Below are 17,123 nucleotides of genomic sequence, written 5' to 3' on the forward strand. Positions count from 1 at the left end.
GAAGAGGTGCTGCGCAGGGCATACGCGGCGGCGGGCGTGAGTCCCGCCAGTATCAGCTACCTCGAGGCCCATGGCAGCGGAACCCTCCTCGGTGACCCGATCGAGATCCGCGCCGCGTCCAAGGTGCTCGGTGAACACGGCAGTGGAATCGGCCACTGCGGGGTAGGTTCGGTCAAGTCGAATGTCGGTCACCTGCTCAGGGCAGCGGCGATGCCGTCGGTGGTGAAGGTGGTCTTGTCGCTGCAGTATCGTCAGATCCCTCCCACCCTGCACTGTGAAAATCCGCATCCGCGTTTCCGCTTCTCCGAATCCCCGTTCCGTCCGGTGACGGAGTTGGAACCGTGGCACGTGCCGGGCGGAGGAGCCCGGCGGGCGGGCGTCTCGTCCTTTGGGTTCGGCGGGACCAACGCGCACCTCGTGCTCGAGGAGTTCAATGTGCCACCGGGGTTCGTGCTCCGCAGGCGCCCGCACCCCGCCCCGTCATTCTCCCGCAAGCAGTTCCGGCTGCGGGCCCATGACGAGAGCGTCGGTGCGGGCAAGGACGAGTTCGAGCGGTTGCTTGATGCCGTCAGGGACGGTCAGCTCACAGTGGACGAGGCGTTCGATAAGGTGGAGGGACTCCGATGAACACACGCCCGAGTGATTTCCGTTCCGAGGTTCTTCGACAGACCCTGCGGGAGGTCCGCGACGGGCGTATGTCGAATCGCGAGGCCAAGCGGATCCTGGAGTTCGGATCCGATTCACCGAGCGCGACCATCGGTTATGCGGCGCCCCGGGTGAGGGACCACAGGGGCCTCAATCCTTTCGACTCCAGGCCCGGCACCCGGGTGGTCCTCGGTCTGACGTGGTGCGCCATGGCGATCACGACGCTCATGCGAGCTCAAGGCGGTGCCGTGGGGCTGCGTTCGGTCAGTTTCGATCGTCCAGTCCTGCTAGACGGCGAAGACGCCGAGGTCATCGCCCATGTCGAAACGCAACTCGCCACTGGCGTCGTGACGGTGGAAACCGTCGGCCCGAACGATCCAGTGGGGACGACCGTCGCGTCAGCCCGGCAGTGCGACGCCGGTGCGGCGGAGTCGGTGGACCTTGAGGCGGCCCGCGACGGCCTCCAGGAGGTGGACGCACACCGCCTTGCCACGCGGGTGGAGGGTCAACGAGGCCCTTCCCTCCAGTGCATCCGTCGGCTCTGGAGCGGACAGGGACGGGTGGTCGCCGAGTTGGAGATGAGCGACGAGCTCGAACTGGACGCCAGTTGCCTCGCCGTTGACCCCTCGTTGCTCGATGCTGGCTACGTGGCCAGTCTGGAGCTGGTCGATGGTGATGGGGAGCATGGGGATCTCGACGGGGCCACGGGGGTCTGGATCCCGTTCTCGATCGATCGGGTTGAGGCACATGCTTTGGTGGGTCGCAGTTCCACGTGCGTGGTTCGCAACGCACGCTCACGCGGCGACATCCACACGTGTGACATCGCCCTGTGCGACGACGAGGGCCGGGTGCTGCTGTCGATCGTCGGCTTCACCTACCGCTTTGTGCGCTATGGGGCGGACTTCCCCAGCGTCGACACGTCGTCACCCGGCGTTCGAGATGCCGCCACTATGCCGCTGCGGAACCGCGTCCGCGACTTCTTGGCCGACAAACTGTGGCAGCGCAACGGCCACGTCGATGTCCTGGATGACGAGACGTTCATGTCCAATGGCATGGAGTCCATGGAGTTGATCGAGTTGGCGCGCAGCATCGAGGACGACCTGGGTGTGGCGCTGTACCCGACCCTGTTCTTCGAGCACCAGACCTTGACCGAACTCGTCGAATGGTTCGCGGAGAACCATGCGAGTGCGTTCGAACAATTTGCAGACTCGGACGCGCCCGCGCCCCAGGCCACTTCACGCCCGGCCGAGGCAGGGCCGCGCCCCGCGCCCGAACCGGCAGCGCACAGCGCGGACATCGCGATCATCGGGATGGCTGGCAGATTCGCCGGATCGCCGGATCTCGACTCGTTCTGGGAGAACCTGTCGGCGAGCAGGAATCTCATCAGCGAGGTTCCCTCCGACAGGTGGGACTGGCGGGATTGGTTCGACGAGGACCCAACCTCGGCAGGCCGGACCTATTCTCGCTGGGGCAGTTTCATCGACGTTGCGCAGTTCGACGCTCAACATTTCGGTGTGTCGCCCCGCGAGGCACGATGGATGGATCCGCAGTTGCGTCTGTTGCTCGAGGTCTGTCACCAGGCGGTCGAGGCGGCTGGCATGGGGGGACGTCTCAAGGGCACGACGACTGGGACCTTCGTCGGGAGCTGCTTCACGGACTACTGGGACGAGGTTGTCCGTGCTCGCGTTCCCATCCAGGACTACCAGGCCGCTTCGGGGCTGTTCTCCGCCCTGGCTGGTCGTTTGTCCTACACCTTTGACCTCCATGGTCCGAGCGTCACGGTTGACGCTGCTTGTGCCTCCTCCCTGACGGCCCTGCACCTCGCCATGGCGTCGCTGCGGTTGGGAGAGAGTGAGACGGCGCTTGTCGCCGGAGTCAACTTGGTTCTCAGTCCACTGCACCACGTCGCGGCTGCCAAGGCCATGGCGTTGTCTCCGAGTGGGCAGTGCCACACGTTCGACGCCCGCGCGGACGGATACGTGCCAGGTGAGGGCGTTGCGGCGGTCCTCCTCAAGCCCCTCGACGCAGCGATCCGCGACCACGACCCCATCCAAGGCGTGCTAAAGGGCAGCGCCACCAACCACAACGGGCGATCGAACAATCCCACCGCCCCGAGCGGCGACGCGCAGGTGGCCGTGCTGGAGGCGGCGTGGAAGGACGCGGGGGTGGACGCGGACGCCATCACCTATCTGGAGGCGCACGGTACGGGCACCCTCCTGGGTGATCCCGTGGAGCTCTCGGCCATCAAGCAGGCCTTCTTGCGCGCCGAGGTCACGTCGTCCGTCTGCCGGGTCGGCTCCGTGAAGCCCGCCATCGGCCACCTGGAGGGGGCGGCGGGGCTGGCCAGCCTCATCAAGGTGGTGCTGTGCATGCACCACGGAACGTACGTCGGCATGTCCGGGTTCGAAGCACCGAATCCCTACTTGGCGCTCGACGACGCGCCGTTCGAACTCGATGTGGACCCGCAGCCCTGGACGACGCCTTACGGTGGTCCCCGGCGCGCGGGGATCAGTTCGTTCGGTCTCTCGGGCACGAACACGCACGTGGTTGTCGAGGAGGCCCCGATGCGTCCCGATCCTGCCCTCGAGCAGGAAGGGGCCTCCGTCCTGCTCTTGACCGCTCCCAGCGAGGATCAACTGCGCCGCTGGGCCGACTCGGTCGCGCACCACATCGAACTCGAGCGCCCGGCGCTGAGCGACGTGGCCTACACCCTGCGGCACGGACGGGAGACCCACCTAGTCCGGATGGCCGTCGTGGCGGATCGCCTTGACGTCGCCATCGGCTTGTTGCGAGAGACCGCGCCCGGCACCGTCGGCTGGGAAACCGACGACGAGACCGCGGACGTGCGGGCTGCTCGCGCTTGGCTCGAGGGAGCGCCCATGCCGAGAAGTGCCCCCGGGCGGATGATCTTGCTGCCGCCCCGCCCCTTCCGTCCGGATCGACACTGGTTTCCCATCTCTCCGACCGGACCCGACGCGGACGACGCCACTGCAGACCGCGAGGAGTCAACGAAGGACCGCCGCACGTCGGAGCTGTATGTGCCCGGATGGCGTGCAGTCGGCCCTGCGCAACGTGCGGTGGGGGGAGCCGTTGTCCTGCTCGGAGACCAGGAGGCGTTGGGGCAAGCCCGGACGGGTCTGCGCTGTGGCCAGGACGTTCGCGTCGCGGAGATCGCTCTGGCCGGGTCGGACGTCACCTTGGAGCCCTCCCTCGTCGATGGTGCGGACGTCATCATCCTATGGGGGCCCGCATGGTCGCTGCGCTTCGGTTTCCGACTGCTTGCCGAACTCAGACGGCGGGCTCCTCGCCGCGTCGTCATCGTCCACGGGCACGAGGCTGCTCAGCCGCCCCATCCCGCAGCGGTGGCCTTGGGTGCGGTGACGCTGACTCCAGCAGCAATTCGGTGCCCATTCACCGTGGCTGAGGTGTCTGACAGCTGCGATCCAGCGTCCCTCGTGGAGGTGGCCTTAACCGAGCTGAGTGGTGAGGGAGGCGAGGTACGACTCGAGTCCGGCAACCGTTGGAAGAGACAACTGACACTCGCGCTGGCCAGGATCGGCGGTGTCGGCCCAGACTGTCCGCCGTTCGACGCCGACGGTCCGTGGATCGTGACCGGTGGGCTGGGTGCGCTGGGGCGGCTACTGGCCCGCCACCTTGCCGAGAGGTTCCATGCAGGGCTTGTCCTGACTGGGCGTTCTGCCCCATCGCAGGAATCCGAGCGGGTCGTAGCCGAGTTCCGATCGGCCGGGGCCGCACACTGCGAGTATTGCCAGCTCGACGTCACCGACGCCCAGGCAGTCGCGTCCCTGATGGGCGACGTCCGTGCGCGGCTGGGACGGATCGGTGGCGTCATCCATGCCGCTGGCGTCGCCGACGGTCGGCCATGGTTCGACAAGGCCGACGCGGACATCGACTCCGTCCTGGCGCCCAAGGTACTTGGGGTCCGCGCTCTCGACGAGGCGACGAGCACCGACGACCTCGCCGCGTTCGTGGTCTTCTCATCGGCGTCATCGGCGCTGGGCGGAATGGGCCTGGACGACTACGCCGCCGCAAATCGATACCTGGACGCCTACGTGACCGAGCGCGAGTTGCGCCGTTCTGCTGGACAGCGGCGAGGCCGCAGCGTCAGCATCGCGTGGCCGCTGTGGCGCGACGGGGGCATGCACGTGACGAACGAGTCGCTCTACTTGGGCGCCTCGGGGCTCGACTACCTGGAAACCGACGATGCGCTCGCCGCCTTCGACGCCGTCATGGCGTCCGACCTGTCTCATGCCGTGGTCCTGTCGGGAACCCACGAGGCCCTCGTCCGTATCACGACGCCGCAGGAGGGAAACGCCGAGATGTCCGAGGCAGCGCAGGACGCTGGCGAGCTGGAGACGGACCACGCCGAAAACACCGAAATCGTCAACGACGCCGACGTCCTCGTCCCGTGGGTGAGCGAGAGACTGGCGGCCATGGCTGCCGAGGTGTTGACTGTCCAGCCGGCAGACATCGATCCCCACGAGAACATTGGGTCATATGGCTTCGATTCCATCACTCTCAAGGAACTGACCCGAGCCGTCCAGAAGCAGCTCGGCGTAGTGGTGACGCCCACGGTCTTCTACACCTACCCGACGCTGGACTCGGTGGCGGAATTCATCGTTCGCGATGACCCCGATGGCATCGGCGTCGCTCGTCAAGGACGGGAAACCTCCCCCCATCCGCCCGCGGCCGAGCGTGTCCTCGAGACCATCGGCGAACCGTCGTCCTCGTCCGCGTCGGCCGCTGTCGACCTGGGTGGGGAAGCGAACTACCCCGTGGCGGTGATCGGCATGGCAGGCCGATTCCCGGGAGCAGACGATCCGCACTCATTCTGGCAGCGGCTGGTTGCCGGCGACGACCTGGTGACGGAGGTACCAACCAACCGATGGTGTTGGGAGGACATTTACAGCCCCGAGAGGATGACGCCGGGCAGGACGCAGTCGAAGTGGGGCGCCTTCCTTGAGGGACACGACATGTTCGACGCGGACTTCTTCGGCATCTCGCCCCGCGAGGCCGAGTTGATGGACCCGCAGCAGCGTCTCTTCCTTGAAACGTCGTGGGCGGCCCTGGAGGACGCGGGATGGCTGCCCGACGCGGTGCGAGGACGCCCGATCGGCGTTTTCGCGGGCGTCCAATTCTCGGAATACCAGTCCCTCATGGACAAGGCGGGGATCCAACGAGTCCAGGTCGGCACGGGCAATGCGCACACGATGATCCCCAACCGGGTTTCCTACTTCCTCGATCTCAGGGGCCCGAGCGAAAGCGTCGATACCGGGTGCTCGTCCTCCTTGGTCGCAATCCATCGGGCCATCAGGGCGCTGCGGACGGGGGACTGCGAGGCGGCTCTGGCCGGTGGCGTCAGCTTGGTGTTGAGTCCGTATTACCACGTGCTGTCGAACCAGGCGGGTGTGTTGTCCCCAACAGGACGCTGCAGGACCTTTGACTCGAGCGCCGACGGCTATGTCAGGGGCGAGGGTGTCGGAGTCCTGCTGCTGAAGCCCCTGCAATCCGCGCTCCGGGACAGTGATCACGTGTACGCGGTGTTGCGCGGCAGCGCCGTCAACCACGGGGGCAGGGCTAGTTCGCCCACGGCGCCGAACGCCATCGCGCAGGGCGAGGTGGTCCAGCGTGCCTTGGCGGACGCCCGTGTTGACCCGGCGAGCGTCACCTACGTGGAGGCGCACGGGACAGGGACCGAGCTGGGCGACCCGATCGAGGTGGAGGGGCTGGTGCGCGGTTTCACTGCCGCTCTTGAGAGCTATGGGGACGACCACGTCGCGGATCCGGGTTGCACCTTGGGTTCGGTCAAGAATCAGATCGGCCACCTCGAGCCCGCGGCTGGCGTCGCCAGCTTGATCAAGGTCGTGCTGGCCATGAAGCATCGCACCCTTCCGGGGCTACTCCACTTCACCTTGCAGAACCCGTACCTGCCCTTGGATGGGTCCCGATTCCGTCTGGGGATCGAGACCGGCCCATGGCGGGCGGCGGTCGACCACGGCGGCGTCGCGTTGCCTCTCCGAGCGGGTGTGTCATCGTTCGGCTTCGGAGGTGCCAATGCGCACGTCATCGTCGAGGAGGCGCCTCCGCAGGAGGTTCCGATCGGAGGCGGTTCTCGCCAGCTCGTGGTGTTGTCGGCGCGGACCGAGGATCGTCTGCGGGACTATGCGGCGCGCATGTCCGAAGCTCTCAGGAGCGCGAGATACGGAGGGGGGCCGGCCGGGGTCACCCTCGAGGACGTGGCCTTCACCCTGCAAGTGGGGCGGCACCAGATGGGCGAGCGGCTGGCCTTCGTAGCGTCGACCCTCGGGGAGGCGGCGGAGAAGCTGTCGACGTTTGCCGCAGGCACCACGCCGGCGATGGCCGTCACGAACTCGTCGGCTTCCGGAGAACTGGACTCTGTCAAAATCGACGTCAGCCGCGGGCAGGTCGCGTCGCTGTGGCGGACGCAGCGTGTGGAGGAGCTGGCCGACCTGTGGGTGCGGGGCCTCGGCATCGACTGGGGCTCGTTGGATCGCACGAGTGAGCCTCGCCGCGTGCCGCTGCCCAGTTATCCCTTCGCGCGCACCCGGTACTGGTTCGAGAGCACCCCTTCCGCTCCCAGTTCGGCGTTGCCAGTGTCCGTTGACCCGCTGTTGTCGATCCTGCGCGAGCCGTGCTGGGTCGAAGCGGCGCGTTCCTCGCAAGGTGGGCAACGACGTTCCGACAGAGCCTGGATTGTGAGCAGCGGTCAGGGAGCCGCGTTGGCCCAAGAGATCGCCGTCCGGTATACGTCCGCGACCTTCCACGACTACCTGGCGGGGGACACCCCCGGCCCCTCCGAGGACGTCTGGTTCCTGGGCGTCCATGAGGCGGACGAGGTACTCCCCGGCAGTGAGGAATCGGATTCGGCTTTGGGCTTGCTCAGGCTGATCAGGGGCATGGACGCGGCGGGCTTGTCCGAGACACCCGTCCGCCTCTGGGTGGTCACCCGTGATGTCCACCGCTCCATCGGCGGACCTGCCGCTCCCTACGCGGCCGCCTGTGTGGGACTCGCCCGATCGGCTGCGCGTGAACACCCTGCATGGGAAGTGGTGATCGCCGACATCGACGGCGCACAGCCTTCGCCGCGCAACGTCGACCTTCTGCTGGGACAACCCATTCCGTTCGGCGAGGAGGTCCGCATCGAAGGGACCAGGCTGCTCGTCAGGGCTTTGCGCCCCGTCACTGTCGAGGACGCTTACCGCAGTCCGTTCCGCTCGCAGGGCGTCTACCTCATCGTGGGGGGAGCCGGGGGCGTCGGCTCGCTTCTGGCGCGCCATCTGGCGAAGGCCTGTGGCGCCAAGGTCGCGCTGCTCGGCCGCGCCGCCGTGGGAGCAAGCCATCGTGAGCTGCTGGACACCATCCAGGCGGAGGGCGGCGAAGGGCTCTACATCCGTTGCGATGTCACCGACCGTGAGCAGGTGCGTCGAGCGATCGAGACCACCAAGAACGGGTTCGGCCGTCTGGACGGCGTGATCCACTCGGCCATGGTCCTGCGCGACCAGACGCTGAGGTCGATGACCGACGGCGATCTCCGTGACGTCTTTGCTCCAAAGGTCGCCGGACTGGTTGCCCTGGCCGACGCCCTTCGGGGGGAGTCGTTGGACTTCCTGCTCTTGATGTCCTCTGCCCAGACCTTCATCGGCGCCGCGGGACAGGGCAACTATGCTGCCGCGTCGCAGTTCGAGGACGGGTACGCTCAGTGGCTGCGCGTCGGGGCGCCGTGGCCGGTCAAGGTCGTGAACTGGGGGTACTGGGGTGCGGTGGGCGCAGTGTCCGCGCCGTCCTATGCGCGGCGGCTGGGCGAACAGGGAGCACAGCCAATCGAGCCGAGTTCTGGGCTGGAGGTCGTGACTCGACTGTTGGCCAGCGACAGTGTCGACCAGGTCATGGCGGCCCAGGTCGACACGGAGAAACTGGGCCAGTATGTGCGCCTGACCGACGGCAAGTCGGAAGGTCCAGCCGACGACCCCGGCCCCGATCTTCGCACGGCCCTGGCAGATGCACCCAGGCTCGACGGGGAGACCCTTCGCGACGCCGAGGCGGCGTGGACTGGCCTGGCGGACCTTGCGCGCCGTTGGCTGCGCGTTGTGGCCACCTCCTTGTGCGTCCCAGCGGGAGATGTTGGTGGGTCGTTGTCTGCGCGCCTGCGCGAATGGCCAGACAGGGCAGCCGAGCATGATCGGCTGGTTGCGGCGATGGCCGCCATCTTGGACCGGGACGCCCAGGATCCGAGACCTGACGAGGACCTTCGCCTGACGGCGCTTCGAGAAGACGGGCGTCGCCTCGCGGACGAGTATCCGGGGGTTCGGGCGCACGTCCGCCTTCTGGAGGCGTGTATGGACCGCTACCCGGAACTCCTCAAGGGCGAGGTCACCCCCACGGAGGTCATGTTCCCAGGCGGGCGAGGGGATCTGCTCGAGGAGGTCTATCGCGGGGACGCGATCACTCATCACTTCAACCGCCTGGTGTCCCACACCATCAGGGCCGCGGTACGCGACCGATTGGCCCGCGGTTGGGACTCGATCCGGATTCTCGAGGTCGGGGCGGGCACGGGTGCGACCACCGAGGTCATCCTGGGAGGACTGGGGGAGGACCTCGCGCACGTCTCCTACGAGTTCACCGACATCTCTGCCCAGCTGGTGGCCCAGGCCAAGGCGCGGCTGGGCGCCAGGTACCCCCGAATGCAGTTCGGCATCCTCGACATCGAACGCGACCTCGCTGAGCAGGGCCGGGACGGGAGCGACTTCGACCTCGTGGTTGCGACGAACGTGCTCCATGCGACATCCGACGTTGCCGTATCGGTTGGCCGGGTGCGGGAATTCCTCCGCCCCGGGGGGTGGATCATCCTCAACGAGGGAACGCGCATCCACGACTACGCGACGCTGACCTTTGGCCTCTTCCCCGGTTGGTGGAGCAGCAGGGATCAGCACCGCCGATTGCCCGCGTCCCCGATGATCGACCGCAATGGCTGGCTCGAGGTGCTTGCGTCCTCCGGCTTCGCTTCGTGCGAAGTCCTCGGTCTTGGGCCCGATGCGCCCAAGACGCTAGCGGACCAGCAAAGCGTCATCGTAGCGGTCGCGTCCGGCGAACCCGAGCTGGTCGCGGCGCAGCCGCAATCGTTGTTGTCCGGGCAGGGGGCGGAGACGACCGCCCCAGCTCCGGCGGTGCCCCCGCCGGACGATGGGGATGAGGCGCTCACGTCATGGGTCACGCAGACCGTCGTGGGAATCATTGCCGACATCCTCCATGTGGGCGAGGCCGACTTCGATCTCGACGCGCCACATGCCGATCGGGGGGTGGACTCGGTGATGGCGATCGAGATCACGAACGTCATCAACGAGACCATGAAGATCCGAATCAGGTCGACCGACCTGTTCAACTACCCAAGTCCCCGCGAGCTCGTGGCCCACATCTGCCGAGAACACGGTGCGGCGCTGGCGTCGCGGGTTCCGCGGTCTGAGGGAACAGCCGCGCCCGCTCAACGTGAAGTCACGGCCGATGGGCCCGTATCCCCCGCGGGTCCGAAGGCGCTGGACATCGCGGTGGTCGGCATGTCCGGCCAATTCGCCGGTGCCCGCGCCCTAGACGAGTTGTGGGCCAACCTTTGCGCGGGGCGTTGTTCCGTGGGCGAGAGCATCCACTGGGGTTCCGACAACCCCTATGACCGTCACCATCCGGGGATCTCGTACAGCAGGAGGGGCGGCTTCCTGGACAAGGTCGATCGGTTCGACCCGCTGTTCTTCAACATCTCACCGCGTGAAGCCGAGGTGATGGATCCCCAGCATCGGCTGCTCCTCCAGGAGTCGTGGCGCGCGATCGAGGACTGGGGACACTCGCCGGACTCGTTGCGTGGAAGCTCGTGTGGCGTCTACGTCGGCTTCAACGGCAGTGACTACTACCGTCTGGTCGACGATAGCGTGGAGCACCCCGATTCGCACGCCTTCGTCGGGAACAGTGAGGCGATCCTCGCTGCGCGGCTGTCGTACTGCTTGGACCTACGCGGTCCGAGCGTCACCGTCAACACCGCCTGCTCGTCATCCCTGGTAGCTGTTGACACGGCATGCCGGGCTCTCAGGGACGGCAGCATCGATTCGGCCCTGGCCGGCGGGGTCATGATCATGACGACGCCGTTCTTCCACCATCTCGCCAGCAGCGCCGGGATGATTTCGCCGTCGGGGTTGTGCCGGACGTTCTCCGATGATGCGGACGGATTCATCCCCGGCGAAGGCGTGGGCGTGGTCGTGCTCAGGCGGCTGGAGGATGCCGTCGCCGACGGTGACCACATCTACGGGGTCATCGTGGGGTCGGGAACGAATCAGGACGGTCAGACCAACGGGATCATGGCGCCCAGCGGGCCCTCGCAGACCCAGCTCGAACTCTCTGTCTACGAGCGGTATGGGATCGACGCGTCCGACATCACCTACGTGGAAGCGCACGGTACGGGCACGCGTCTGGGCGACCCGATCGAGGTGGACGCGCTGACGGATGCCTTCCGTGTGCACACCAAGGCCAACGGCTACTGCGAGATCGGTTCGATCAAATCGAACATCGGCCACACGCTGGCCGCCGCGGGAGTTGCGGCGCTCATCAAGACACTGATGTGTCTGGATCATCGCATGCTGGTCCCGACGGTGAATGTCACACGTGAGAACAGCCTCATCGACTTCGAGAACTCGCCCTTCAGGGTGAACCAGCGCCTGCACGCGTGGGAGACGCCGAATGGGCGCCAGCGAATGGCCGCGATCAGTTCCTTCGGATTCTCCGGGACCAACGCGCACCTGGTGGTGCGCGAAGCGCCTGGCACGCAGGAACAACGTCAGTCTCGACGTGCCGCCCACCCAGTTCCCGTCTCCGCGCGATCGCAGGGCGATCTCCGGCACAAGTTGGTCGAGCTGGCCCAGTGGATCGACCAGAATCCGGACGCCGACCTGCGCGACCTCGCGTTCACCTTGGCGGTCGGACGGTCGCACTTCTCGTACCGGGCTGGATGGGTCGTTTCGAGCGTCGCGGAGCTGAGGAGCCTGGTCCTCGCGCGGGCCGAGGACGATTACCGCGAGGTGGACAGTTCGGCGGCCTCGACGGACGTGGAGGCCGCGATGCGCGACTTCCTGGCTGGCGGTGTGGTCGATTGGGAGGTCCTGTTCCGGGACGAGTCACCCCAGCGACTGTCATTGCCGACGTATCCCTTTGGGGGGGACAGCTACTGGGCCCCCACGAACGTGTCCATCGCGGTGGGAACGGAGGGCCCCTCCGGGCGCCCGCAGCGTCTCCATCCGCTGCTGCACGTGAACATGTCTACGTTCGATCACTGCGCCTTCATGACGCATCTGACGCGCGAGGAGGGCGTGGTGCGTGACCACATCGTCGCTGGCAACCCCACCGTTCCGGGCGTTGCTCAGATCGAGATGGTCCGGGCTGCCAGCGAGATCGCGACCGGTGCGCCAGTTCATGTGATTAGGGGGATCGTCTGGTCGCGGCCCATCGTCGTCCCCCGTGGGGGCATCACTGTCGAGACCACGATCTCAATGCGCCGTGGGGGATCCCTCGACTTCACACTCGCCAGCCAGGACGGACGCGTGGTTCACAGCCAGGGACGCGTGTTTGTGGACGACGCGGTGGTATCGGAACCCGCTCGCGTCGATCTGGAACGGCTGCTGTCGTCTGCAACGCGTCCGCCCACCGACGGCCAGAACATCTACGAGTCGTTTGGCCGGCACGGGTTGCACTATGGTCCTGCGCTGCAAGCGATCGAGACCCTGTACCACGTGGATGGCGGCGTGCTGGTCCGGCTCCATGCGCCGTCGGATGAAGCCCTTGTCGACTGCGTGCTCAACCCCGCCGTGATGGACGGGGCGCTACAGGGCGGCATTGGGGTTCTCGACGAGGGCGAACTGGCCCACAGCTCGCGTCCCAGCGTGCCGTTCGATGTCGGACGCATTGACATACTGGCTGCCACCCCGGCCACTGGCTGGGCCCTGGTTCGACCGTCATCAACCCCTGCAAGCCAGGGCGGGCACCGGTTCGACGTGCGCATCGTGGATGATCAGGGGGCCACGAGGGTCGCCTTCCACGACTTGACCATGAGGCAGCAATCCACGGCCACGAACCGCCTCGACGGGCAGCACGAGGAGCCGGATCCATTGGAGGATCTGCTCTCCAAACTGTCTAGGAGAAAGATCACTGTGACGGACGCCCGCAAACGAGTGGAGGAAATGGCATGACGACCCCGCTGCCAGTCGACAACATTCTCGCCCGTATCGAGAGTGGCTCGCTGTCGCCCGCAGACGGCGCGAGCCTCATCCGCTCCCTCCGGGCGGACGGGGAGATCATGGCTCTTGTGGAGGACTGGGTCGACGATGCTCCCGTCGCGGGCACGGACGTGACCGGCTGGCACGTGCTGCTGGTTTGCGACGACGATGCGCCACAGTCGGATGCGCTCTTGTCGGACCGAGTGGGCGAGGTGACGCTCACGAGCGCCAGCAAGGCGGCGGAGAAATTGACCCAGCTGGTGAGGCTGTCCCGAACGCCCGATGCCGTGGTCTGGCTCGGCACACACGGACCCCAGACGGTGGTCGACCTTACCAGCTTGGTGGGCACCGCCCACGAGGCCATGGACGAGCTCCGATTGGTGTTCGTCGGAGGAGAGGCGTCAACCGTCCAAGGCATCTGGGGTTGCGCCATCGGGGCATGGGCGCGGAGCGTCGCCCTTGAGTGGTCGGGATTCCATGCCCGTGTGACATGCGGTGGTGATCCGCAGCAAGTGATGGCGACGGAGCTGGCCCTCGTGAAGGACACCTTGGGTGTGGAAGAGAGCCGTTGGAGCGGTAATGGCCGGTGCTCGCCTCGGCTGACCGAGATCCCCCTGACCCTGAACAGGCGCACTCCGCCCCTCGTCCCGGGGGGCGTCTATGTAATCACGGGTGGAACCGGGGGAGTCGGTCGGCACGTCACCGAGTGGGTGACTCGAGCAGGGGGTCTCGCCGTCGTTGTGTCCAGGTCGGGCGCGCCGACGGACTGGTTGTCCACATTTGGCGGGGCGGTGACGTCGGTGGTCGCCGACCTCGGTGATCGTGACGGCGTCGCGCGGGCCTTGGCGAAGGCGCGGGAGCTGGGGCCGGTGCGTGGTGTGATCCACGCGGCGGGCGTCCTGCACGATTCATTGGTCTGGGAGAAGTCCGCCGCCGACATCACCGAGGTGGTGACGACGAAGGCGTGTGCCGGGCTGTGGCTCGACGAGGCGACGGCCGACGACCCCCTCGACTTCTTCGTTGCCTTCTCGGCGGTGGCTGGATTGCGCGGCAACCTGGGCCAGTCCGACTATGCCTATGCGAATCGGGTGTTGGATGCGCTGATCCAATGGCGTGCCGACCATTCAGGCCATCCTGGTGCCTCGCTCTCGATCGCTTGGCCGCTGTGGGCAGATGGCGGGATGCGTCCAGGGCCCGCCGCAGAGCAATACATGCGTCGTACGGGTGGGCTCTCGTCGCTTGAGACCGGCGAGGGGTTGGCCGTCCTCGGCAGCCTCCTCGACGCCGCGCCGAACCCCACCACCGCTATTCTCAAGGGCGATCGTCGCAAGATCTCCGATCGTTTCATGGAACCGCCGGGCGAAAACGCCCCCAAGCGACCGACGGCGGTACGGAGCGCTGGGTCTGCCACCATTGCCGAGTCGGTGGAGCATGACGTGGCTCGGGCGATCGTGACGACCATGCGCGTTCCGCTCGACCAGATCGACCGTTCTTCCGAGTTCGTGGAATTCGGTTTCGACTCGATCACCTTCACCGAACTGGCGTCCTGGCTGAACGAACGCTGGGCCCTGGAACTGTTGCCGTCCGTATTCTACGACCACGCCACAGTCGGATCCTTCGTGGACTTCGTCGGTGGATGCTTCGGTGACGAGATCGCCGACCACCGAGGCTGGCGGGGTGTCGAACCTGTCCACGCGGTCCAGACGAACGACCTGGTCCAGACGAACGACCTGGTCCACACGAATGGAGAGACATTCGCCCAGCCCGTCCCGGCAGCGCTGGACGTGGCTTGCCCATCTGCGTCGGAGGCAGCTGCCGCCGACGAGCCCATCGCCGTGGTGGGTTTGGCGGGACGATTCCCGGGCGGTGACATAGAGTCGTTCTGGGAATCGCTGCGCTCTAGGAGAGTCCTGACCAGTGAGGTCCCGGCTTGGCGCTGGGACTGGCGTGCTTGGCACGGCGCAACGGGTTCGGGACATCGGACCGACGTCCGCTTCGGTGGCTTCATCGAAGGAATCGAGAACTTCGACTGTCAGTTCTTCGGCATATCGCCCGCCGAGGCGGACCTGATGGATCCCCAGCAGCGGCTGTTCCTCGAAGTGGTGTGGTCCGCCGTGGAGGATTCTGGTCACCGAATCAGCGAGCTCGCGGGCACGAATACCAGTCTGTTCGTGGGCGTCGGAGGATCGGACTACGCCGAGCTCCTTCGGGCGGACGGGGTGGGCATGATGGCCCATGCGGCCACGGGCTCTGCGCATTCCGTCCTCGCGAACCGGGTGTCCTATCTGTTCGATCTTCGTGGGGTCTCCGAGCCGATCGACACGGCTTGCTCCGCCTCGCTGGTGGCGATCCACCGGGCGGTGCAGGCGCTGCGCAACCGTGACTCGGATGTGGCAATCGCGGGCGGGGTCAACGTCTTGTGCTCCCCAACGGGATTCGTGGCGTTCTCCGAGGCGGGGATGTTGTCACCGGACGGGCTGTGCAAGGCGTTCGACGAGCACGCCGATGGCTACGTCCGTGGCGAAGGGGTGGGGGCCGTCGTCCTGAAGCGGCTGTCCCAGGCGCGCGCTGACCACGACCACATCTACGGTCTCGTGGTGGGCACCGCGGTCGGGCACGGTGGCCGCGGCGTCTCGCTGACGGCGCCCTCCGCGCGGTCCCAGTCCGAGGTGATCGACGCCGCCTGGCGCAATGCTGGAGTTCCGATCACCACTGCGGACTACATCGAGAGCCACGGGACGGGCACACGCCTCGGCGATCCTGTCGAGATCGAAGGCCTCGACCACGCCTTCCGACAGCACGACCACGATTTCTCCAAACACTGCGCAATCGGATCGGTGAAGGCGAACGTTGGTCATCTGGAAACGGCAGCTGGCATCGCCTCCTTGGCTAAGGTGCTTCTCTCCCTGCGCGACGACACGATCGCCCCACACCCCACTCTCGAGACGGTGTCGCCGCTGTTGAGGCTCGACTCGACTGTCTTTACGATCCCGACGCGTCCGCAGCCTTGGCCCTTGCACGAGGATGGGACCCCCCGGCGGGCCGGCATCAGCTCGTTCGGATATGGCGGTGTCAATGCCCACATCGTCGTCGAGGAACCCCCGACGCGGGTCGCCACTCGCACGTCGTCCCACGCCGAGGTCGTGACGCTCAGTGCCAAGGATGCCGACCGGCTCCGCCGCTACGCGCAAAGCGTTCGTGAGCACATCGCGGCCCACCCCGAGCTCTCGCTCACCGACCTCGCCCGCACGCTGCAGGAGGGGCGCGAGCCGATGCCCGAACGGTTGGCGATCGTCGCGTCCGATCTCGAGCAGGTGGGGACTGCCCTGGACTCCTTCCTGGCCGATGACCTGGTCCCAGGCGTCCATCGTGGCACCGTGGGACGTGAGGACTCGTTGGCCAAGCGGCTCTCGGCGAGCGGATCAAGCACGGCTCTGGTCGACCACCTCGTGGCCAGCGGCGCGTGGGATGACCTCGCCTCGTGCTGGACACACGGTCTGGACGTCGACTGGGCTGATGCGCAGCTCGACCACGACTTCCAGCGAGTGTCGCTGCCCACCTATCCCTTCGCCGCTGAGCGTCACTGGCTACCGGGACCTTTGGCCGTTCCGCCTTGCGAGGAGCAGCCCGCGGTCTCGTGGCTGCGACCAGTGTGGAGGCCGGCCGCTGGCGGCCGCATCGCGGTCAAAGGCGACGTCCTCGTGGTCATCGGTGGTGAGGAGTGGCCGGTGGAGGCCGACCAGTGGCGCACCGTGGTGCGGATCCCCGGGAACGGGCCACACGGCACCGAGTCGATCCCCAGCAGCGGCACCATCGACGTGCTCGACCTGTCTGCGCTGGATGGGACGCACCCTGCCGAAGAGCCGGACCCAGTGGACACGCTCGTGCAGCTGTCCGCGTTCTTCGTCTCCTTGAGTGGTCGACGGGATCTCTCCGAACTGCGCTTCGTCCGCACCCACGCGCGTTGCGGCGGGGGCGCCGATCCGGCCAACGCGGCGATCGCCGCATTCCTGCGGTCGTTCGCGCAGGAGGAACCGAAGTTCCACGCGAGAACCGTGGAGGTGTCGGATGATTGGCAGATCGCTGATCTGTTGGAGGAGTTCGGTGAGCGGGATGGCTTCGAGGTCCGATGGGACGGCCAGCGTCGGTCGACGAGGTGCTTGGTCCAGGACTCGTCCGTGGCCAGCT

The 17,123-nt window shown here is 66.7% G+C and carries 3 protein-coding genes (2 of these 3 only partly in view); all 3 read left to right on the plus strand.

Annotated features, from left to right (window positions below):
- Tightly spaced (each overlapping or abutting the next), the 3 genes in view from EL266_RS09215 to EL266_RS09225 form a layout consistent with a single transcriptional unit that may run on beyond the window.
- Nucleotides 1-627, plus strand: the 3' end of a protein-coding gene (locus tag EL266_RS09215; protein WP_026427036.1) for an SDR family NAD(P)-dependent oxidoreductase. 12,834 nt of this gene lie to the left of the window's left edge; 627 of the gene's 13,461 nt are visible here — the last part of the coding sequence; the start codon falls outside the window, past its left edge; it ends in the stop codon at nt 625-627.
- Complete coding sequence (locus tag EL266_RS09220; protein WP_034514914.1) at nt 624-12,908, plus strand: SDR family NAD(P)-dependent oxidoreductase; 12,285 nt, start codon at nt 624-626, stop codon at nt 12,906-12,908. The genes EL266_RS09215 and EL266_RS09220 overlap by 4 nt, the downstream gene beginning before the upstream one ends.
- On the plus strand, nt 12,905-17,123 hold the 5' end (the start) of the coding sequence (locus tag EL266_RS09225) for an SDR family NAD(P)-dependent oxidoreductase (protein WP_026427038.1). The gene runs 7,346 nt beyond the window's last position; 4,219 of the gene's 11,565 nt are visible here — the first part of the coding sequence; the start codon lies at nt 12,905-12,907; its stop codon lies off the right edge, out of view. Before EL266_RS09220 ends, EL266_RS09225 begins: the two co-directional genes overlap by 4 nt.

The sequence above is a fragment of the Actinomyces slackii genome (genome assembly GCF_900637295.1).
In the GTDB taxonomy this organism is placed as follows: domain Bacteria; phylum Actinomycetota; class Actinomycetes; order Actinomycetales; family Actinomycetaceae; genus Actinomyces; species Actinomyces slackii.